Annotated in this window: 19 protein-coding genes; 15 read left to right on the plus strand and 4 right to left on the minus strand. The window is 66.2% G+C overall.

Annotated elements, in window-relative coordinates; all coding sequences use genetic code 11:
• Positions 1-5: 5 nt before the first annotated feature.
• A complete protein-coding gene (locus tag AXZ77_RS17505) occupies positions 6-2,195 on the minus strand; it encodes a primosomal protein N' (protein ID WP_098412116.1) in 2,190 nt (729 codons plus the stop codon).
• A gap of 137 nt (positions 2,196-2,332) precedes the next feature.
• Here AXZ77_RS17505 and fsa point away from each other — a divergent pair, with 137 nt between their 5' ends.
• The 5 genes from fsa (at position 2,333) to AXZ77_RS17530 (ending at position 6,029) form a co-directional block, all read left to right on the plus strand.
• Complete coding sequence (fsa, locus tag AXZ77_RS17510) at positions 2,333-2,983, plus strand: fructose-6-phosphate aldolase (protein ID WP_098412117.1); 651 nt, start codon at positions 2,333-2,335, stop codon at positions 2,981-2,983.
• Between the two features lie 142 nt (positions 2,984-3,125).
• A complete protein-coding gene (locus AXZ77_RS17515) occupies positions 3,126-3,830 on the plus strand; it encodes a DUF484 family protein (protein ID WP_078542595.1) in 705 nt (234 codons plus the stop codon).
• Entirely contained in the window at positions 3,830-4,750 is a 921-nt protein-coding gene (locus AXZ77_RS17520) for a tyrosine recombinase XerC (protein ID WP_098412118.1), read from the plus strand. The genes AXZ77_RS17515 and AXZ77_RS17520 overlap by 1 nt, the downstream gene beginning before the upstream one ends.
• Before the next feature lie 44 nt (positions 4,751-4,794).
• On the plus strand, positions 4,795-5,487 hold the full coding sequence (locus tag AXZ77_RS17525; protein ID WP_098412119.1) for a phosphatidylcholine/phosphatidylserine synthase: 693 nt from the start codon (positions 4,795-4,797) through the stop codon (positions 5,485-5,487).
• A 59-nt stretch (positions 5,488-5,546) separates the two neighbouring features.
• Positions 5,547-6,029, plus strand: coding sequence for a hypothetical protein (locus AXZ77_RS17530; protein ID WP_098412120.1), 483 nt, complete (start codon positions 5,547-5,549; stop codon positions 6,027-6,029).
• 4 nt (positions 6,030-6,033) lie between these two features.
• Here the strand turns inward: AXZ77_RS17530 and AXZ77_RS17535 are convergent, their stop codons facing one another.
• A complete protein-coding gene (locus AXZ77_RS17535; protein WP_098412121.1) occupies positions 6,034-6,870 on the minus strand; it encodes a DMT family transporter in 837 nt (278 codons plus the stop codon).
• Between the two features lie 142 nt (positions 6,871-7,012).
• On the opposite strand from AXZ77_RS17535, the gene truA reads away from it, so the two are divergent.
• Positions 7,013-7,780, plus strand: a complete 768-nt coding sequence (truA, locus tag AXZ77_RS17540) for a tRNA pseudouridine(38-40) synthase TruA (RefSeq protein ID WP_098412122.1) — start codon at positions 7,013-7,015, stop codon at positions 7,778-7,780.
• Here truA and AXZ77_RS17545 read toward each other — a convergent pair.
• Both AXZ77_RS17545 and AXZ77_RS17550 read right to left on the minus strand, forming a co-directional pair.
• On the minus strand, positions 7,742-9,859 hold the full coding sequence (locus tag AXZ77_RS17545) for a polysaccharide biosynthesis protein (protein WP_098412123.1): 2,118 nt from the start codon (positions 9,857-9,859) through the stop codon (positions 7,742-7,744). The genes truA and AXZ77_RS17545 overlap by 39 nt on opposite strands.
• On the minus strand, positions 9,856-10,473 hold the full coding sequence (locus AXZ77_RS17550; RefSeq protein WP_098412124.1) for a sugar transferase: 618 nt from the start codon (positions 10,471-10,473) through the stop codon (positions 9,856-9,858). Before AXZ77_RS17550 ends, AXZ77_RS17545 begins: the two co-directional genes overlap by 4 nt.
• Before the next feature lie 192 nt (positions 10,474-10,665).
• On the opposite strand from AXZ77_RS17550, the gene AXZ77_RS17555 reads away from it, so the two are divergent.
• The 9 genes from AXZ77_RS17555 to AXZ77_RS17595 all read left to right on the plus strand — a co-directional run bounded on the left by AXZ77_RS17555 (position 10,666) and on the right by AXZ77_RS17595 (position 18,153).
• Positions 10,666-11,532: a branched-chain amino acid aminotransferase gene (locus tag AXZ77_RS17555; protein ID WP_098412125.1), complete on the plus strand. Its 867-nt coding sequence runs from the start codon at positions 10,666-10,668 to the stop codon at positions 11,530-11,532.
• Positions 11,533-11,606: 74 nt separating this feature from the next.
• Complete coding sequence (locus AXZ77_RS17560; protein WP_098412126.1) at positions 11,607-12,062, plus strand: universal stress protein; 456 nt, start codon at positions 11,607-11,609, stop codon at positions 12,060-12,062.
• Between the two features lie 3 nt (positions 12,063-12,065).
• Entirely contained in the window at positions 12,066-12,524 is a 459-nt protein-coding gene (locus tag AXZ77_RS17565; protein WP_098412127.1) for a DUF2267 domain-containing protein, read from the plus strand.
• A 70-nt stretch (positions 12,525-12,594) separates the two neighbouring features.
• Positions 12,595-13,155, plus strand: coding sequence for a NifU family protein (locus tag AXZ77_RS17570; protein ID WP_098412128.1), 561 nt, complete (start codon positions 12,595-12,597; stop codon positions 13,153-13,155).
• On the plus strand, positions 13,148-13,798 hold the full coding sequence (gene tsaB / locus AXZ77_RS17575; RefSeq protein ID WP_098412129.1) for a tRNA (adenosine(37)-N6)-threonylcarbamoyltransferase complex dimerization subunit type 1 TsaB: 651 nt from the start codon (positions 13,148-13,150) through the stop codon (positions 13,796-13,798). The genes AXZ77_RS17570 and tsaB overlap by 8 nt, the downstream gene beginning before the upstream one ends.
• Complete coding sequence (locus AXZ77_RS17580; protein WP_098412130.1) at positions 13,798-14,223, plus strand: GNAT family N-acetyltransferase; 426 nt, start codon at positions 13,798-13,800, stop codon at positions 14,221-14,223. Before tsaB ends, AXZ77_RS17580 begins: the two co-directional genes overlap by 1 nt.
• A gap of 152 nt (positions 14,224-14,375) precedes the next feature.
• The gene (locus AXZ77_RS17585) at positions 14,376-15,365 is read left to right on the plus strand and encodes a BMP family protein (protein WP_098412131.1); all 990 of its coding nucleotides are present in this window, start codon (positions 14,376-14,378) and stop codon (positions 15,363-15,365) included.
• On the plus strand, positions 15,365-17,056 hold the full coding sequence (locus tag AXZ77_RS17590) for an ABC transporter ATP-binding protein (protein ID WP_098412132.1): 1,692 nt from the start codon (positions 15,365-15,367) through the stop codon (positions 17,054-17,056). Before AXZ77_RS17585 ends, AXZ77_RS17590 begins: the two co-directional genes overlap by 1 nt.
• Positions 17,056-18,153 (plus strand): ABC transporter permease, encoded by a 1,098-nt coding sequence (locus AXZ77_RS17595; RefSeq protein WP_098412133.1) that lies wholly within the window; start codon positions 17,056-17,058, stop codon positions 18,151-18,153. Before AXZ77_RS17590 ends, AXZ77_RS17595 begins: the two co-directional genes overlap by 1 nt.
• Position 18,154: the final 1 nt, after the last annotated feature.

The following is an 18,154-nucleotide window of genomic DNA, read 5'->3' on the forward strand; positions in this document are numbered from 1 at the left end:
CGCGGTCAAAGGAAGCTCTGCGGATCGATATCGACCGCGAGCCGCGCATTGGTCGGCAGCTTCAGCCCCTTGAGCCAAGCCTTGAGCGCGCCCTGCAGCGGCGCGCTTTTTTCTGCCTTCACCAAGAGCCGCACCCGATGCCGTCCGCGCACCCGTGCGATCGGCGCAGGCGCGGGCCCGAACACCTGTGCCCCGATCCGGCGCAGCGCGGCATCGTTGCGCGCGAGGTGGTTGCCCACCTCGAACAGCGGCTGCAAATCCGGCCCCGACAGGATGATCCCGGCCATCCGCCCGTAAGGCGGCACGCCCTGCGCCTGCCGCGCGGCGGCTTCCTGCGCCCAGAACGCCTCCTCGTCGCCGCCCAGAATCGCGCGGATCACCGGATGCTCAGGCTGATAGGTTTGCAACAGCGCCGCGCCCTTCTCCTCGGCCCGGCCCGCCCGGCCCGCCACCTGCCGCATCAGCTGGAACGTCTTCTCCGCCGCGCGCAGGTCCGAGCCCTGCAGGCCCAGATCGGCATCGATCCCCCCCACCAAGGTCAGCCGCGGGAAGTTGTGCCCTTTCGCCACGATCTGCGTGCCGATGATGATATCCGCCTCGCCCTGCGCGATCTCCGCGATCTTCTCCTTCAGCGCACGGGCCGAGCCGAACAGGTCCGAAGACAGCACCGCCAGACGCGCCTCGGGGAAGCGCTCGGCGACCTCCTCGGCCAGACGCTCCACCCCCGGCCCGACCGGCGCCAGCTTGCCCTCCACCTCGCAGCTTGGACATTTCAACGGGATCGGTTTCGTCTCACCGCATTGATGGCAGACGAGCCGCTTGAGGAACCGGTGCTCCACCATCCGCGCATCGCAATGATCGCAGCCGATCTGATGCCCGCAAGCGCGGCAGATCGTGACCGGCGCATAGCCGCGACGGTTGAGAAACAGCATCGCCTGCTGCCCCTCGGCCACACGCGCCAGAACCTCCTTCACCAAAGTCGGCCCGATCCAATGCGCGCTCTCGATCGCCTCGTCGCGCATGTCGATCGTGCCCATCTCGGGCAGTTCCGCCGTGCCGAACCGCGCCCCCAGATCGAGCCGCTGATATTTCCCGGCCTCCGCGTTCGCCCATGTCTCGAGGCTGGGCGTAGCCGAGGCCAGCACCACCTGCGCCGAACAGCCCGAGGCGCGCAGCACCGCCATGTCGCGGGCGTTATAGAGAACGCCCTCCTCCTGCTTGTAGGAGCTGTCATGCTCCTCATCGACGACGATCAGCCCCAGATCGCGAAACGGCAGGAACAGCGCCGAGCGCGCGCCGACGACAAGCTGCACCTCGCCCGCGCCGCAAGCCTTCCACAGCCTGCGCCGCTCGCTCTGCGTGACCCCGGAATGCCACTCGCCGGGGCGCGCGCCGAACCGCGCCTCGACCCGCGAGAGGAACTCGGAACTCAGCGCGATCTCGGGCAGCAGAACCAGAGCCTGCCGCCCCTTGCGCAGACATTCCGCGACCGCCTCCAGATAGACCTCCGTCTTGCCCGAGCCGGTCACGCCTTTCAGGAGCGTCGTCGAATAGGCCCCGGAGCCCGCGCGCAAAGCCTCCGCCGCGGCGGCCTGCGCCTCCGACAGCGCCTTGCCGGGCCGTACCGGATCGAGCCGCGGGAAGGGCTGATCGCGCGGCACCTCCGCCTCGATCAGCGCGCCGGTCTTCACCAGCCCCTTCACCACCTGCGTCGTCACCCCCGCCAGATGCGCCAGCTCGCTCAGGTAGAAACCAGCACCGCCATGCTCTTCCAGCACCTCCAGCACCCGCGCCCGCGCATCGGTCATCCGCGACGGCTCCCGGTCGCCCAGCCGGTAAATCTTGCGCATCCCCGGCGGGTCGCCCAAGCCCGGCGCCCGCGTCGCGAGCCGCAGCACCTGCGGCAAGGGCGTCATCGTGTACTCCGCCATCCGCTCGAGGAAGACGCGCAGTTCGTCGCGCATCGGCGGCACGTCGAAGACCCGGTTCACCGCACGCAGCTTGGCGGCATCGAAACCGCCCTCGCCCGGCCCCCAGACCACGCCGAGCACCTTGCGCGGCCCCAGCGGCACCTCGACGAAAGCCCCGCTGAAACACCCGCCCTCCGGCGCGCGATAATCGAGCGGCCGCCCGATCGGCTCCGCCGTCAGCACCGCGACCCGCGCGCCCTCTTCGAACCAACCGGGCTCAGACATCGCCCTGCCTTCCAACTGCACTAAATATCCCGGGGAGCGGCGACGCCGCGGGGCGGAGCCCCTCTCCCGTTGCGACCTCTTTCACCCTCGCCGCTTTTGCGCTAACACGCTCGCGACTGCCGCCAAGGAGAGCTGCCATGAAATTCTTCGTCGATACCGCCGACACCGCCGCGATCAAGGAACTCAACGATCTGGGCATGGTCGATGGCGTGACCACCAACCCGTCGCTGATCCTGAAATCGGGCCGCGACATTCTCGAAGTCACCAAGGAAATCTGCGACATGGTCCACGGGCCGGTCTCGGCCGAGGTCGTCGCGACCGAGTCCAAGGACATGATCGAAGAAGGTATGAAGCTCGCCAAGATCGCCCCCAATATCGCGATCAAGGTTCCGCTGACCTGGGACGGCCTGACCGCTTGCAAGGCTTTCGCATCCGAAGGCCACATGGTCAATGTTACGCTGTGCTTCTCGACCGCGCAGGCGATCCTCGCCGCGAAGGCGGGCGCGACCTTCATCTCGCCCTTCATCGGCCGTCTCGACGACATCAACCTCGACGGGATGCAGCTGATCGAGGACATCCGCACGGTCTATGACAACTACGATTTCTCGACCCAGATCCTCGCCGCGTCGATCCGCTCGGTGAACCACATCAGCGACGCTGCGCGCATCGGCGCCGACGTGATCACCGCACCGCCGGCGGTCATCAAGTCGATGGCGAACCACCCGCTGACCGACAAGGGGCTGGCCCAGTTCCTGAAAGATTGGGAAGCGACCGGCCAGAAGATCTGATCTTCTCGCGTGAGTCCGATACAGCACAGGCCCGCCTCTCCGGCGGGCCTTTTTCGTGGCACGGGCCGTTTTTTGGACTGCGTCGCGGGATGCATCGTGTATGCTTGGAAAAAATGATGCATCGACCAGCGACGAGACAGGCATGACCGAACCGGCCCTCGTGGAGCAACTCCGCGACAAGATCATTTCCGACCCTGACGTGATTCTCGAGGACCGCGACCTGATGCGGGCGCTGATCGCTGCGAACGAGGCCGCGATGGGCGGCAATATCGTCGACCTGCGCGGCGCGGCCATGTCCCGGCTCGAGGCGCGGCTCGACCGGCTGGAAGACACCCACCGGTCTGTCATCGCCGCGGCCTATGAGAACCTCGCGGGCACGAACCAGATTCACCGCGCGGTGCTGCGGATGCTCGACCCGCATGACTTCCAGTCCTTCCTGTCGAATCTCGCGACCGAAGTGGCCGAGATTCTGCGCGTCGACGCGGTGCGCCTCGTGCTGGAAAGCCACCAGAACGAGAACGATCCGGCGCTGCGCCAGCTGGGCGAGGTGCTTTGCGTGGCCGAACCCGGCTTCATCACCGAATACATGCGCGGCGGGCGTGGCGGACAGCCGCGACAGGTCGTGCTGCGCCAGACCGTACCGGGCTCCGAGGCGATCTTCGGCGAGGCGGCGAACTGGGTGCGCTCCGAGGCGCTGATGCAACTCGATCTGGGCGAGGGCCGCCTGCCCGGTATGCTGGTCATGGCCGCCGAGGACCCGCATCAGTTCAAGCCCTCTCAGGGCACCGATCTTCTGGCCTTCTTCGCAGGCGTATTCGAACGCACGATGCGCCGCTGGCTGGATTGATGGCGGAGCCGTCCGCAGGGCTGCAAGACGCGCTCGCCGAATGGCTGAGCCATTTGCGCGGGCTGCGCGACGCCTCCGATCACACGATCACCGCCTACCGGCACGACGTGGCAAGCTTCCTGGGTTTTCTGCAAACCCATCATGGCGAGAGCCTGGGCACCGCACGGATCGCAGAGCTTGGACCCTCCGATATGCGGGCATGGATGGCGCATGAACGCGGCCGCGAGGTCTCGTCGCGCTCGCTCGCCCGCGCGCTTTCTTCGGTGAAAAGCTTCATCCGCTGGCTCGCCGATCGCGACGGGTTCGATGCGAGCCATATCCTCTCGACCCGCAGCCCGAAATATCAGCGCAAACTGCCGCGCCCGCTGAACGAGGACGCCGCAGCCGGGATGATCGAGCAGGTCGACACGCAGGCGATGGAGCCGTGGATCGCCGCGCGCGACGCCGCCGTGCTGACGCTGCTCTACGGCTGCGGGCTGCGAATCTCCGAAGCGCTCGCCCTGCGCGCCGAGGACCACCCCCTGCCCGAGGTGCTGCGCATCCGCGGCAAGGGCGACAAGGAGCGGCTCGTGCCGGTCGTGCCCGCCGCCCGCGAGGCCGTCGCGGAGTACATGCGCCTGTGCCCCTACCCTGCCGAGCCGGATGCGCCACTGTTCTACGGCGCACGCGGAAAGCCGCTCAATCCGCGCATGATTTCCAAGGCGATGGAGCGGGCGCGCATGTCGCTGGGCCTGCCCTCCACGGCGACCCCGCATGCGATGCGTCACAGTTTCGCGACGCATTTGCTGGCGGCCGGCGGCGACCTGCGCGCCATTCAGGAACTGCTGGGCCATGCGAGCCTCGGCACGACCCAAATCTACACCGCCGTCGATGCCGCGCGACTGATGGAAATCTACGATAAGAGCCATCCGCGCGCCTGAAGCGACGCTTGCCCCTGCGTCGCAAATCCGGCATCAGGGGGCGCATGGATATCCGCATCAAAGCCCTGTTCGTTCACCTCCTGACCGCCACCGGCGCCGTGCTGTCGATGCTCGCGCTTCTCGCGGCTGCGGAGGGCGAATGGTCGCTGATGTTCCTCTGGCTCGTCGCCGCGTTCTTCGTCGACGGGATCGATGGTCCGCTCGCGCGGCGCTACGATGTGAAGGCGAATTTCCCGCTCTATGACGGCGTCCTGATGGACCTGATCATCGACTATCTGACCTATGTCTTCATCCCCGCCTTCGCGCTGTTCCAGTCGAGCCTGCTGCCGGGATGGACGGGCTGGCTCGCGATCATCGCGATCACCTATGGCAGCGTCGTCTATTTCTCCGACACCCGGATGAAGACGAAGGACAATTCGTTCCAGGGCTTCCCGGGTGCGTGGAACATGCTGGTGCTGGTGCTGTTCGCGCTGAAGCCCGGCTATTGGACGATCCTGCTCGTCGTCGTGGCGCTCGCCATCGCGATGTTCCTGCCGCTCAAGTTCATTCACCCCGTGCGCACGAAGCGCTGGCGCGTGGTCTCCTTGCCGATGGCGCTTTTGTGGACCTTCTTCGCGGGCTGGGCCGCATGGGTCGATTTCGACCCGGCAAGCTGGGCGCATTGGGGGCTGGTCGTCACGTCCATCTACCTGCTGCTCGTCGGCATCGTGCAACAACTCGTGCCCGAGCGAAGCTGACTCGAACTGCGGCCCCGGCGCGGCGATCCATGCCGCACGGGCCGCGAAACGGAGGTCGCATGCGCCGCAGTCTCGCACTTCTGGCTCTCGTGTTTTCCGCGCAATCGGCCATGGCCGCGCCGGATTATCTCGATGACCGTTCGACCCCGTCCGCGCTGATCCGCTCGCTCTATAACGCAATCTCGTTGCATCACTACGCCCGCGCCTGGAGCTATTTCGCCGATCCCGAAAAGAACGGCGACTATGCGGATTTCACGAAAGGCTATGCCAACACCGCCGAGGCTTCGGTCACGATCGGCCCGGTCATGTCGGAGGGCGCGGCAGGTTCGATCTACACCACGCTCGGGGTGACGGTGAGCGCCCGGACGCGTGACGGCAAGACCGAGAGTTTCGGCGGCTGCTATGTGACCCGCCAAATCCAGCCCGCGATTCAGGAGCTGCCCTTCACGCCACTGCAAATCGTGACCGGACACCTGATCGCGCGCCCGGCGGACGACGCCATGCCTGCCAGCTGCGACGACCAAGGCCAGCCGCGATTTTAATCGCTCAGACCCGCGTCAGCACCACGCCCGAGACGATCAACAACGCCGCCAGCGCCTTCGTCATCCGCATCTTCTCGCCGAAGACGAGCCAGCCGATCAGCACCGCGAACAGGATCGAGGTCTCGCGCAGGGTTGCGACCAGCGCGATCGGCGCGCGGGTCATCGCCCAGATCGAGATCGCATAGGCCGCATAGGACGCCGCCGCCCCAAGCGTCGCGATCCCCCATTCGCGCGGCGCGGCGCGCAGCATCACGGTCCCGCGCAGCCCGACCATGCCCATCGCGAAAAACACCCCGCCCAGCACCATGATCCATCCGACATAGCCCACGGGCTCGCCCGAGATCCGCGCGCCCATCCCGTCGACCAGCGTATAGCTCGCGGTCGCCAGCGCCGAGCCCAGCGCATAGGGCAGCAGGCGGCGGCTTTCGCCATCGGTGAACACGCCGCGCGCCATCAGGGCAATCCCGAGCCCCAGCACCGCGATCCCCGCATATTCGAGCCCGCTGATCGCATCGATCGCCAGCGCAGCGGAGACGATCGCCACCATCATCGGCGCGGTTCCGCGCGCGATCGGATAGACCCGGCTCAGATCACCCTGCTCATAGGCATGGGCGAGGAAGAACTTGTAGCCGAAATGGATCACCCCCGCGGCAAGGATCCAGCCCAGCGCGGCGCTGTCCGGCAAGGGCCGCGACAGCGCCACGACGAGCCCGATCAGGGCCTCGGCAATGGACAGCATCACCATCGCGCGGATTTTCGAGCCACCCAGGCGGATCAGCGCATTCCACAAGGCATGCAGGAAGGCCGCGCCCAGCACCGCCGCCATGATCGTCAAACTCATATCCGCGCCCTTCTCTGCCCGACCGGCAATCGGTAGCTCCGGGCCATGGCGAGGGCAAGCCGCCCCGTGCATGGGCCCGCAATCGCGGCGCATGGCCGGGAGGGGATTGCGAAACGGGTCGCGCTCGGGCTATGGCCGCTCCATGCCGAGATACGCGTTCAAAATCGAATATGACGGGGGGCCCTTCGCCGGGTGGCAGCGTCAGGCCGACCAGCCTTCGGTGCAGGGCGCGGTCGAGGCGGCTTTGGCGAAGCTCGAACCCGGCCCCCATACGATCGCGGCGGCGGGGCGCACCGATGCAGGCGTTCATGCCACCGGGCAGGTCGCCCATGCCGATCTGACGAAGGATTGGGACCCGTTCCGGCTGTCGGAGGCGCTGAACTATCACCTGCGCCCCGCACCGGTTGCGATCCTCGCCTGCGCCCGGGTCGAAGACGAATTCCACTCCCGGTTTTCTGCACTAGAGCGGCGCTACCTGTTCCGGCTCGTACAACGCCGCGCGCCGGTGACCCATGACCGCGGGCTGGTCTGGCAAGTGCTCAACCCGCTCGATATCGAGGCGATGCGCGAAGGGGCCGCGCATCTGATCGGGCATCATGACTTCACCACCTTCCGCTCGACCATGTGCCAGTCGAACTCGCCGGTCAAAACGCTCGACGAGATCAGGATCGAGGCGCTCGACATCCCGCATGGGCGCGAGGTCCGGTTTCACCTGCGCGCGCGCAGCTTCCTGCACAATCAGGTCCGCTCGATCGTCGGCACGCTCGAACGCGTCGGCGCCGGGTCCTGGCCGCCCGAGCGCGTGGGCGAAGCGCTCACCGCGCGCGACCGCGCCGCTTGCGGACCGGTCTGCCCACCGCAGGGTCTCTATCTAAGCGCGGTCGGCTATCCCCACGATCCCTTCGCCTGACGCGACCCGCGCGCCGGGCGGGACAGGACGTGATGGCACTGGCGTTGGCAGGACGATGCCGCGCGTCTGAGCGAGACTGAAGCTCCGGTCCCCTGTCACGGAACACGCGACCCGGCTTCCAGACGTTCCATCTTGCCAGCGCGCCCCGCTATCGGCCGCCTCGATATCGCGTTCAGCCGCACTTGGTGCGCTGAACGCCTCACTCAGACATGGCGCGGGGACTTGGCTCTCCTCGCCGCGTAGCCGCGACATGAGCGCCTCCAGCCGCTCCCGGCAGCGCTGCGCCAAGGCGGCATCGAGGTCGTGCAGAAGCAGGGCTGTCTCGCGCTCCGAGAGATGGGCCACGGGGGCATGCCTGATCTTCGGATGCGCGGTTGCGCGGCTATGCGCGCCGGTCACGGGGGCCTCGTGCAATTTCTCCCCCCTGCGCAAACCGATCCGCAACAGCTCGATCTCTCCCTCGGGACAGTCCGGCCCGCGCAGCCGCAACCCGCGCGCCTCGACCATCTGTCGGGCGAGATCGCCGATCCGGATCGGTGAGCCCATATCGAGCGCATAGACCCGCCCCGAAACTTCCCAGCGGCCCGCGATCAGCACGAGCCGCGCCGCTTCGGCGATGGTCATGAAATAGCGTGTGGCGTCAGGATCGGTGAGCGTGATCGGCCCGCCCTGCGCGATCTGCCGCTCGAAAATCGGCACGACCGATCCCGACGAGCCGATCACATTGCCGAAGCGCACGATCGAGAAAACCGTCGCGCCCGCGCGGGTCGCAAGATCCTGCACCACCAGCTCTGCCATCCGTTTCGACGCACCCATGGCCGAGCGCGGTGCAATCGCCTTATCGCTGGAAATCAGCACGAACCGAGCAACTTTCGCGGCCCGCGCGCCCCGCGCGAGGCAGACCGTGGCAGTGACGTTATTCGCGAAACCGGAAAGCGGGTTTTCCTCCACCAGCGCGACGTGCTTGTAGGCGGCGGCGTGGAACACGGCATCGATTGCCTCGCGTGCGAAGATCTCCCGTACCAGCGCCGCGTCCCCGGCGGAGCCGAGCCGGGTGACGAGATCGACACCCGCGCGTGCGGCGAGCGGCGTCAGGTCGGACAGGAGGGCGAACAGCGCGGGTTCCGAGAGTTCGAGCAGAACGAGTTTCGCCGGGCTACAGGCGAGAATCTGACGACAAAGCTCTGCCCCGATGGAGCCGCCCGCCCCCGAGATGAGCACGGATTTTCCGCAGTAGAACTCCGCCTCGGGCGGGTCGCCCCCGGTGATCTCGCTGCGGCCCAGCCAGCGCTCGGGGCGCACCGGTTCGAGCCGCGCGGCAAGATCCGCGCCGCCGACCAGCAGAGCGAAATCCGGCAGCGCCTCGCAGCGCAATCCAAGGCGCGAAAGGTCACGCGCCAGCGCGGCCTTGCGTGGCTCGGGCAGACGCGGATCGGCGAGGACGACGCGATCGACATTGAACTTGCGGATCAGCGCCTCGCGCGCCGCGGGCCCCAGAACCGGCACCCCGTCCAACGTCGCGCCGCGCAAAATCGGGCTGTCGTCGAGATAGGCGCAGGTCAAGAACCCGGACCGGTCGCGCAACGCCCGTGCCAGCGCGATCCCCTCCGGCGTCGCGCCGTAGATCGCGATGCGCGAAACGACGTTCGAGCGTCGATAGAGCCATCCCGTGAGCACCAGAAGCGCCCGGCGCTGGACAACGATGCCCGACAAAAACGCGCAGCCAAAGAAGAGCGCAGTGTCGCCGCCCCGCCATCCGAGGCCGGCCCAGAAGGCCAGTGCAAGGAGGCAGGAGAGGACGACCGCCTTTCCCGCCCCCAGCATCGCGAAGTCCTTCAGGGGCAGGCGCGCCAAGCCGGTGCCAAAGCTTGCCACTGCGGCGAGACCGCTCCCGATCAGGACCAGGAGCCAGGCATCCCCCCCGAGGCCCCCACGGCTCAAGGCAGGCGCGAATTGCAACACCAGCACGAGGCACGCCATCGCGAGCAGAGCATCGAGCGTCGCGATGACGACCGCCTTGCGCAGGCGCGACAGCGCGATCAGGCGCGTCGCGATCTTGTCGGTGAGCGCTTCCCTCACGCGATCCCTCCGCGCAAGGTTTGCCAGATCAGCGCCAGATCGAGCCGCCACGAGGCCTGTCTTTGGTAAAGCAGATCGAGTCGGGCTTTCTCGGGGACGCAAGCCTGATCATAGATCCGCCGCGCCTCTTCGGCCGTCCGGCATCGCGCCAGCAGACGCGCCTCTTTTCGTGCAAACTGCACGCTCGCGAGCCCGGTTATCCCCGGGGGGCTTGCGAGCACCTGCGCGTAGAGCTGCGGGAAACGCGCCACCACCTCGCGAAGCGGCGGCCTCGGACCGACGAAGCTCATATCGCCGCGCAGGACATTCCAGATCTGCGGCAGCTCATCCGCGTGGCACCGCCGCAGGATCTGCCCGAGCGGGGTGATCCGCGCGCGCTTATGCCCGGCGGTGATGCCATGATCGCCCGCCTCCGCCTGCATCGTGCGGAACTTCCACATCCGGAAGCTGCGCGTGGGGCTGTGCATCCGCTCGCCGCCGTAGAACCACGGTCGCCCCTGAACCAGCGCGACGGCCAGCCAGACCAGCGCGATCAATGGCAAGACCACGGGCAGCGCCAGAAGTGCCAGCGTCAGATCGAAGAGACGTTTACGCCTGCGCCGGGCCGGGGTCATGCCAAATCTCCTGTTACGGGTAGCCACAAGGGGCGACACTTCCGCAAGCCTAGGCAGGTCGCAGTTGCGATGCCGTTAACACGGCCCGGTTCCCATGACCGGACCTCACGACACCTGACACCGATACAATCGGTCGTATGGACTTCGCGGAGCGCGAGTGGTTGGATCGCGCCCGATACGAAGGAGGCACCGATGGCATTCGGCAAAAACATCCGCACTTGGTTCGAAGGCGCATGGCACGAGGGCGATATCGCCGTCATGCGCGCCGCCGATCACGGGCTTTGGCAAGGCAGCTCGGTCTTTGACGGGGCGCGGCTTTTCGACGGGGTCGTCCCCGATCTCGACGCGCATTGCGCGCGCACCAACCGCTCCGCCGAGGCGTTGATGATCACGCCGACCATCGCGCCCGAGGACATGGTCGAGATCGCGCGCGAGGGCCTGCGCAAATACGATACGGGTGCCGCTGTTTACGTGCGCCCGATGTACTGGGCGATCGCCGGGTCCGATTTGGGCGTGGCGCCGATGCCCGGCGAGACCGGCTTCGCGCTCTGCCTCGAAGAAGTGGCGATGCCCGATCCGAGCAAGGCGACGACACTGACCACCACGCAATTCCGCCGTCCCGTTCTGGCCGATAACGTCACCGATGCGAAGGCGGGCTGCCTCTATCCGAACAACGCCCGGATGCTGGTCGAGGCGCAGCGCAAGGGTTTCGGCAACGCGCTCGTGCAGGATGCGATGGGCAATGTCGCCGAAAGCGCGACGGCGAATGTCTGGATGGTGAAGGATGGCGAGTATTTCACGCCCATGCCGAACGGCACCTTCCTTGCAGGGCTCACGCGCAAGCGGATCATGGGGCTTCTGCGCGAGGGTGGCGAGACGGTGCATGAAGCGGTGCTTACGCTCGACGATTTCCGCAATGCCGACGAGGTCTTCCTGACCGGCAACTTCGCCAAGGTCACCCCGGTCGCAGGTTTCGACGATGTCAGCTACACGCCCGGCAAGGGCACGCAGCGGGCGCGCGAGGCCTATATGGACTGGGCGCAAGGCTCGCCGCTTTGAGCCTCGACACCCCCGCGGTTGCCAAAGACCTCGCGCCGGGCGATGATCCGCAGAGACCCCGTCCCGGAGGAGCCATGCGCAAGTTTCTGGTTGTGCTCGACGATACCCGCGAATGCCTCAACGCGATGCGGTTCGCGGCGATGCGCGCGAACCATACCGGCGGCGGCGTGATCATCCTCTCGGTGATCCCGCCCGACGAATACCAGCACTGGATCGGCGTGGCCGAGATCATGCGCGAAGAAGCCCGCGAGCGGATCGAGGCGCATTTCGAGGTCTTCGCGAAATGGATGCGCGACCGTCAGGGCGTGGAGCCGGAACTGGTGATCCGCGAGGGCGAACCGGTGCCCGAAATCATCGGGGTGATGGACGAACATCCCGAGATCGGCGTGCTGGTCCTCGGCGCAGGCTCCGGCAAGGGCGGTGCGGGGCCACTGGTCAGCCAGATGGTCAAACAGGCGGGAACTCTGCCCTGCCCGCTGACGATCGTGCCGGGCGAGATGTCGAAGGAAAAGCTCGAACAGATCACCTGACCGATGCCGATGCCCTGGACCTATCGCCATGCGCAGAAGGAGTTCGCCTCTTTCCTCGCCGATGCGCGCGATCGGATGGGGCTCGTCTCCGACAACATGACCTACACGGCGATCGAGGGCGTCTTCGTAACATTCCGTGCGCGGCTGCGCCCTGTCGAGGCCATCGCCTTCGCCGATTGCCTGCCTGCGGTGTTGCGCGCGATCTTCCTGTATCACTGGGATGTGATGGCGACGCCGCGGCCGTTCGGCAGCCGGACCGAGATGACCCGCGAAGCGCAGGCGTTGCGCCCGCATCACAACCTGACCCCCGACAACGCCATCGAGGCCACCGCCTTTGCCCTCTGGCGCCATGTCAATCATCGTGACTTCGAGGCCGCTCTCGCGCGGATCGGACCGGAAGCGGAGGCGTTCTGGCGCCCGGAGGTCACCGATCCCGCCCAGATCGCGCCGCGCATCATCTAGCGCATAGCCGCGATTACTTGATTAATTCAGTCGGAAGGCGCATATGAGCGGCAAGCCAAGGAGGCACGCGATGTTTATTCAGACCGAGACGACCCCGAACCCCGCGACGCTGAAATTCCTGCCCGGCCAGACCGTGCTGGAGACCGGCACCGCTGATTTCCCCACCGCCGAGGCGGCGGCCAAATCGCCGCTGGCCAAGCGCGTTTTCGCAGTGCCCGGCGTGACCGGCGTGTTCTTCGGCTCGGATTTCGTGACCGTGACGAAAGATGACGCGACCAGCTGGGATCACGCGAAACCGGCGATCCTCGGCGCGATCATGGAGCATTTCCAGTCCGGCGCCCCGGTGATCGAAGGCGAAGCTGCGCCCTCGGGCCATGCCGAGCATGACGGCGAGGACGGCGCGATCGTCTCGCAGATCAAGGAACTGCTCGACACCCGCGTGCGCCCGGCCGTGGCGCAGGACGGTGGCGACATCACTTTCCACGGGTTCGAGCGTGGCGTGGTCTACCTGCACATGCAGGGTGCCTGCGCCGGTTGCCCCTCGTCGACGCTGACGCTCAAGATGGGGATCGAGAACCTGCTCAGACACTACATCCCCGAGGTTTCAGAGGTCCGTCCGGTCAATGCCTGATCTGACGCTAGGCTTCGACACATCGGCCGCGCATTGCGCGGCCGCTTTGCTGTCTGGTGATGACTGCCTCGTCGCGCGCCAAGAGGAAATGGGACGCGGTCAGGCCGAACGTCTGATGCCGCTTCTGGAAGAGGTGCTCGCAGAGGCGGGCGTCGGCTGGCGCGACCTGACGCGGATTGGCGTCGGGATCGGACCGGGGAATTTCACCGGCGTCCGCATCGCCGTCTCCGCCGCGCGCGGCCTGTCGCTGAGCCTGCGGGCCCCGGCGCTCGGCGTCTCGATCACCGACGCGGCGCAATTCGGTAGCGAAGGTCCGGTGCTTGCAGCCGTCGCCGCCCCGCGCGAACGGGCCTATCTCGAAGGGTTCCGCACCGCACAGGCCATCCCGCTCGATCTGCATGAGCTCGACGCGCTGCCCGAGGGCTTGGCCGAACCCGGCCTGACCTGCATCGGCACCGCCGCCGAAGAGGTCGCCCAACGGATCGGAGCCGCTGCCGCGCCCGCCGCGTTCGCACCGGCAGAAGCCATCGCACGGATCGCAGCCTCTCGCGAATTCATCCCCGGAGAACGCCCCGCGCCGCTTTATCTGCGTGCGGCCGATGCCGCTCCGCCCTCCGATCCGCCGCCAAGGATCCTCGACTGATGCGCGCCGAAGCCCTCGCCGAGCTGCATGCCGCCTGCTTCACCACACCACGCCCGTGGAACGAGGCCGAATTCCGGGATCTGATGCGCGGCCCCGGCACCTTTCTGTTGAACGAAAACCGAGGCTTCCTGCTGGGGCGCGTCATCGCGGGCGAAGCCGAGCTTCTGACCCTCGCCGTCGACCCGAAAGCCCGCCGCGACGGCACCGGCCGCGCGCTGGTGGAGCGGTTCGCGCAGGAAGCCGAGGCACTGGGGGCCGAAAGCGCCTTCCTCGAAGTCTCCGCCGAGAATGACGCCGCGCGCGCGCTTTATGCCGCGACCGGCTGGAAGGAATCGGGGCGTCGCAAGGGCTATTACCGCAGCCCGGAGGGCGATCGCATCGACGCGCTGGTTCTCACTTTGCCGCTCGCTAGAGCGACAAGCTGACCGTTCAATCAAATTTGTCTTGCGACCCCGCGTCATCCACAACTTGACGCTTGACCCCCTTGGCAAGCTCTGCCCAAATCGCCGGGTCCGCGCGCTGAACCGAGCGCGCCAACAGGCTTATCCAACAGGGCCATAACGTTCGGGAGTAATCCATGACCTATTTCACCAAGTTCCTTGGCGCCGCGACCGCGCTCGCGCTGAGCGCCGGGGCCGCGCTGGCCGATCCCGCGATCATTTACGATCTGGGCGGCAAATTCGACAAGAGCTTCAACGAGGCCGCCTTCAACGGCGCCAAGCGTTGGGCCGAAGAGACCGGCGGCTCCTACAAGGAACTGGAAATGCAGTCGGAAGCTCAGCGTGAGCAGGCCCTGCGCAAACTCGCCGAGTCCGGCGCCAACCCGATCGTGATGACCGGCTTCGCCTTCGGCGACACGCTCAACACCGTCGCTCCCGACTACCCCGACACCAAATTCGCGATCATCGACATGGTTGTCGACCAGCCCAACGTCGAGTCGATCAACTTCAAATCCGAGCAAGGCTCCTACCTCGTCGGCATGATGGCTGCGATGGCCTCGAAGACCGGCACCGTCGGATTCGTGGGCGGTATGGATGTTCCCCTTATCCGGCAATTTGCCTGCGGCTATGTGCAGGGTGTGAAAGCGACCAATCCGAACGCGAAAGTCATCCAGAACATGACCGGCACCACCCCGGCAGCCTGGAACGATCCGGTGAAGGGCGGCGAGATCGCCAAGGCCCAGATCAGCCAGGGCGCGGACGTGATCTACGCAGCCGCTGGCGGCACCGGCATCGGTGTTCTGCAGGCTGCAGCAGACGGCGGCATCCTTTCTATCGGCGTGGACAGCAACCAGAACTACCTGCACCCGGGCCAAGTTCTCACTTCGATGCTCAAGCGCGTTGATACCGCGGTTTTTGACGCCTTTAGCGCAGGCCCCGACCTCAAACCCGGAATTAAGATCATGGGTCTCGCCGATAACGGCGTTGGCGTCGCGATGGACGACAACAACAAGTCGCTGGTGACCCCCGAAATGACCGCCGCAGTCGAGAAGGCCAAGCAGGACATCATCGACGGCAAGATCGAAGTGCATGACTACATGTCGGACGACAGCTGCCCGGTCGAGTGATGAACACAACAGAGTCGAACAACGCGGGGCGGCAGGCAACTGCCGCCCTTGCCACTGAAAACGCCAGCGATGCGGCCGAGGCGGCCCACGCTGCCGCCACGCCCACGGGCGCGCCCGCGATCGAGCTGAAAGGCATCTCGAAAGCCTTCGGCACGGTGCAGGCCAACAAGGACATTTCGATCCGGGTGATGCCCGGCACGATCCACGGTATCATCGGCGAGAACGGCGCGGGCAAATCCACGCTGATGTCGATCCTGTACGGCTTCTACAAGGCGGATGCGGGCGAAGTCTGGATCAAAGGCAAGCACACCCATATCCCCGACAGCCAGGCCGCGATCAGCGCCGGCATCGGCATGGTCTTCCAGCATTTCAAGCTGGTGCAGAATTTCACCGTGCTCGAGAACATCATCCTTGGTGCCGAGGATGGCGCGCTGCTGCGCCCCTCGCTCTCCAAGGCCCGCAAGGAACTCAAGCGTCTCGCCGAGGAATACGAGCTCAACGTCGATCCCGACGAGAAGATCGAAGAGCTCTCCGTCGGCCATCAGCAGCGCGTGGAAATCCTCAAGGCGCTTTATCGTCAGGCGGATATCCTGATCCTCGACGAGCCGACCGGCGTGCTGACGCCCGCCGAGGCCGATCACCTGTTCCGCATCCTCGATTTCCTCCGCAAGGAAGGAAAAACGATCATCCTGATCACCCACAAGCTGCGCGAGATCATGGAGATCACCGACACGGTTTCGGTGATGCGTCGCGGCGAGATGACGGCGACGGTGAAGACCGCCGAGACCTCGCCCGAGCAGCTGGCCGAGCTGATGGTCGGCCGCAAGGTTCTGCTCAACGTCGACAAGACGGCCGCCCAGCCCGGCAAGACCGTGCTGGAGGTCGAGAACCTCCGCGTTAAGGACGAAGACGGGATCGAGCGCCTCAAGGGCATCAATCTCGAAATCCGCGCGGGCGAGATTCTCGGCATCGCGGGCGTGGCGGGCAACGGCCAGTCCGAACTTCTGGAAATCCTCGGCGGTTTCGCCAAGGGCACCGGCAATATCCGCATCAACGGCGAAGAGATCGACCTCACCGGCAAACATAGCGACGGGCAGTCGCGGCGCCGCCGGGGCATCTCGCACGTCCCCGAAGACCGCCACCACCTTGGCCTGATCCTCGATTTCGCCGCGTGGGAGAACATGGTCTTCGGCTATCACTCCGATCCGACCTATCAGAAGAACCGCTTCGTGATGGACAATGCGGGGATCGTCGCCCACACGGCCGAGGCGATGGAACGCTTCGACGTGCGCCCGCCGATCCCGAGCCTGCCGGCGAAGAGCTTCTCGGGCGGCAACCAGCAGAAGATCGTGCTGGCCCGCGAGATCGAACGAAGCCCGGCGCTGCTGCTGGTGGGCCAACCCACCCGCGGCGTCGATATCGGCGCGATCGAATTCATCCACAAACGCATCATCGAACTGCGCGACCAGGGCGCCGCGATCCTGCTGGTCTCGGTGGAGCTTGACGAGATCCGGGCGCTCTCGGACCGGGTCGCGGTCATGTTCGACGGGCAGATCATGGGCATCGGCCCCGTCGAGACCGCCACCCAGACCGGCATGGGCTGCCTGATGGCGGGCATGGGCGGCGAGGACGTGCGCGGCATGGACGGCTGGACCATCGCCGAGGTCGCCGCGCCCGAGGAGAGCCAATAATGGAAAAGACACCGAAATGGGTCGACGTGGCCCTGATCCCGCTCCTCAACCTGCTGATCGCTTTCGTGATCTCGGGGATCGTGGTGCTGCTGATCGGCGAAGACCCGATCAAGGCGATCAAGGTCATGGTCTCGGGCGCGCTCGGCTCGCCTTATGGCTGGGGCTACACGCTGTATTACGCGACCAACTTCATCTTCACCGGCCTCGCGGTCGCGGTCGCCTATCACGCCAGCCAGTTCAATATCGGCGGCGAGGGTCAGGCGACGCTCGGCGGGCTTGGCGTGGCACTGGTGCTGCTGGCCTTCCCGTGGCCGCATTGGACCATCGCGCTGATCGCAGCGATGGCGGGTGGCGCGATCTTCGGCGCGGCCTGGGCTGCGATCCCGGCCTATCTGCAGGCCAAGCGCGGCAGCCATATCGTGATCACCACGATCATGTTCAACTTCATCGGCGCGGCGGTGCTGAACTACATGCTGGTCAACGTGCTGCGTCCGCGCGGCTCGATGGACCCGGCCACCGCGCGCTTCGGGCCTGCAACCCATCTGCCGACCTTCCATGACTTCCCGCTGATCGGTCAGTTCTTCTCGAAATCGGTCCCGGCGAACGTGTCGTTCTTCGTGGCGATCCTCGCCTGCTACCTCGTCTGGGTGCTGATCTGGCGCACCAAGCTGGGCTTCGAGATCCGGGCCTTCGGGCGGTCGGAAACGGCGGCGCGCTATGCCGGCATCTCGCCGGTGAAGATCGTCATGGCAGCGATGCTGATCTCGGGCGGCCTCGCCGGCCTGATGGCGATCAACAACGTGATGGGCGAGGCGCATCGCCTCGTGCTGAACTCGGTCGAGGGCGCAGGCTTCATCGGGATCGCAGTCGCACTGATGGGCCGCAACCACCCGTTCGGCGTGTTCCTCGCCGCGCTTCTCTTCGGCTTCCTCTACCAGGGCGGCGGCGAGCTGGCGCTGGAAACCACGATCCCGCGCGAGCTGATCACCGTGATTCAGGCGCTCGTAATCCTGTTCACCGGGGCCTTCGACAACATGCTGCGCGCACCGATCGAGAGCTTCTTCGTCGCGCGCGCCAACGCCCGCAAGGAGGCCTGAG

Origin of the sequence: Thioclava sp. ES.031 (assembly GCF_002563775.1) — a bacterium.
GTDB lineage: Bacteria > Pseudomonadota > Alphaproteobacteria > Rhodobacterales > Rhodobacteraceae > Thioclava.

What these genes read in the sequence shown, in the direction of transcription:
- AXZ77_RS17530 (WP_098412120.1), top strand. Translation starts at nt 5,547, where the DNA reads ATGCGCCGCAGTCTCGCACTTCTGGCTCTCGTGTTTTCCGCGCAATCG.
- AXZ77_RS17555 (WP_098412125.1), top strand. Translation starts at nt 10,666, where the DNA reads ATGGCATTCGGCAAAAACATCCGCACTTGGTTCGAAGGCGCATGGCAC.
- AXZ77_RS17580 (WP_098412130.1), top strand. Translation starts at nt 13,798, where the DNA reads ATGCGCGCCGAAGCCCTCGCCGAGCTGCATGCCGCCTGCTTCACCACA.
- AXZ77_RS17565 (WP_098412127.1), top strand. Translation starts at nt 12,066, where the DNA reads ATGCCGATGCCCTGGACCTATCGCCATGCGCAGAAGGAGTTCGCCTCT.
- AXZ77_RS17585 (WP_098412131.1), top strand. Translation starts at nt 14,376, where the DNA reads ATGACCTATTTCACCAAGTTCCTTGGCGCCGCGACCGCGCTCGCGCTG.
- truA (WP_098412122.1), top strand. Translation starts at nt 7,013, where the DNA reads ATGCCGAGATACGCGTTCAAAATCGAATATGACGGGGGGCCCTTCGCC.
- tsaB (WP_098412129.1), top strand. Translation starts at nt 13,148, where the DNA reads ATGCCTGATCTGACGCTAGGCTTCGACACATCGGCCGCGCATTGCGCG.
- AXZ77_RS17570 (WP_098412128.1), top strand. Translation starts at nt 12,595, where the DNA reads ATGTTTATTCAGACCGAGACGACCCCGAACCCCGCGACGCTGAAATTC.
- AXZ77_RS17560 (WP_098412126.1), top strand. Translation starts at nt 11,607, where the DNA reads ATGCGCAAGTTTCTGGTTGTGCTCGACGATACCCGCGAATGCCTCAAC.
- AXZ77_RS17550 (WP_098412124.1), bottom strand. Translation starts at nt 10,473, where the DNA reads ATGACCCCGGCCCGGCGCAGGCGTAAACGTCTCTTCGATCTGACGCTG.
- AXZ77_RS17590 (WP_098412132.1), top strand. Translation starts at nt 15,365, where the DNA reads ATGAACACAACAGAGTCGAACAACGCGGGGCGGCAGGCAACTGCCGCC.
- AXZ77_RS17520 (WP_098412118.1), top strand. Translation starts at nt 3,830, where the DNA reads ATGGCGGAGCCGTCCGCAGGGCTGCAAGACGCGCTCGCCGAATGGCTG.
- AXZ77_RS17505 (WP_098412116.1), bottom strand. Translation starts at nt 2,195, where the DNA reads ATGTCTGAGCCCGGTTGGTTCGAAGAGGGCGCGCGGGTCGCGGTGCTG.
- AXZ77_RS17595 (WP_098412133.1), top strand. Translation starts at nt 17,056, where the DNA reads ATGGAAAAGACACCGAAATGGGTCGACGTGGCCCTGATCCCGCTCCTC.
- AXZ77_RS17515 (WP_078542595.1), top strand. Translation starts at nt 3,126, where the DNA reads ATGACCGAACCGGCCCTCGTGGAGCAACTCCGCGACAAGATCATTTCC.
- fsa (WP_098412117.1), top strand. Translation starts at nt 2,333, where the DNA reads ATGAAATTCTTCGTCGATACCGCCGACACCGCCGCGATCAAGGAACTC.
- AXZ77_RS17535 (WP_098412121.1), bottom strand. Translation starts at nt 6,870, where the DNA reads ATGAGTTTGACGATCATGGCGGCGGTGCTGGGCGCGGCCTTCCTGCAT.
- AXZ77_RS17525 (WP_098412119.1), top strand. Translation starts at nt 4,795, where the DNA reads ATGGATATCCGCATCAAAGCCCTGTTCGTTCACCTCCTGACCGCCACC.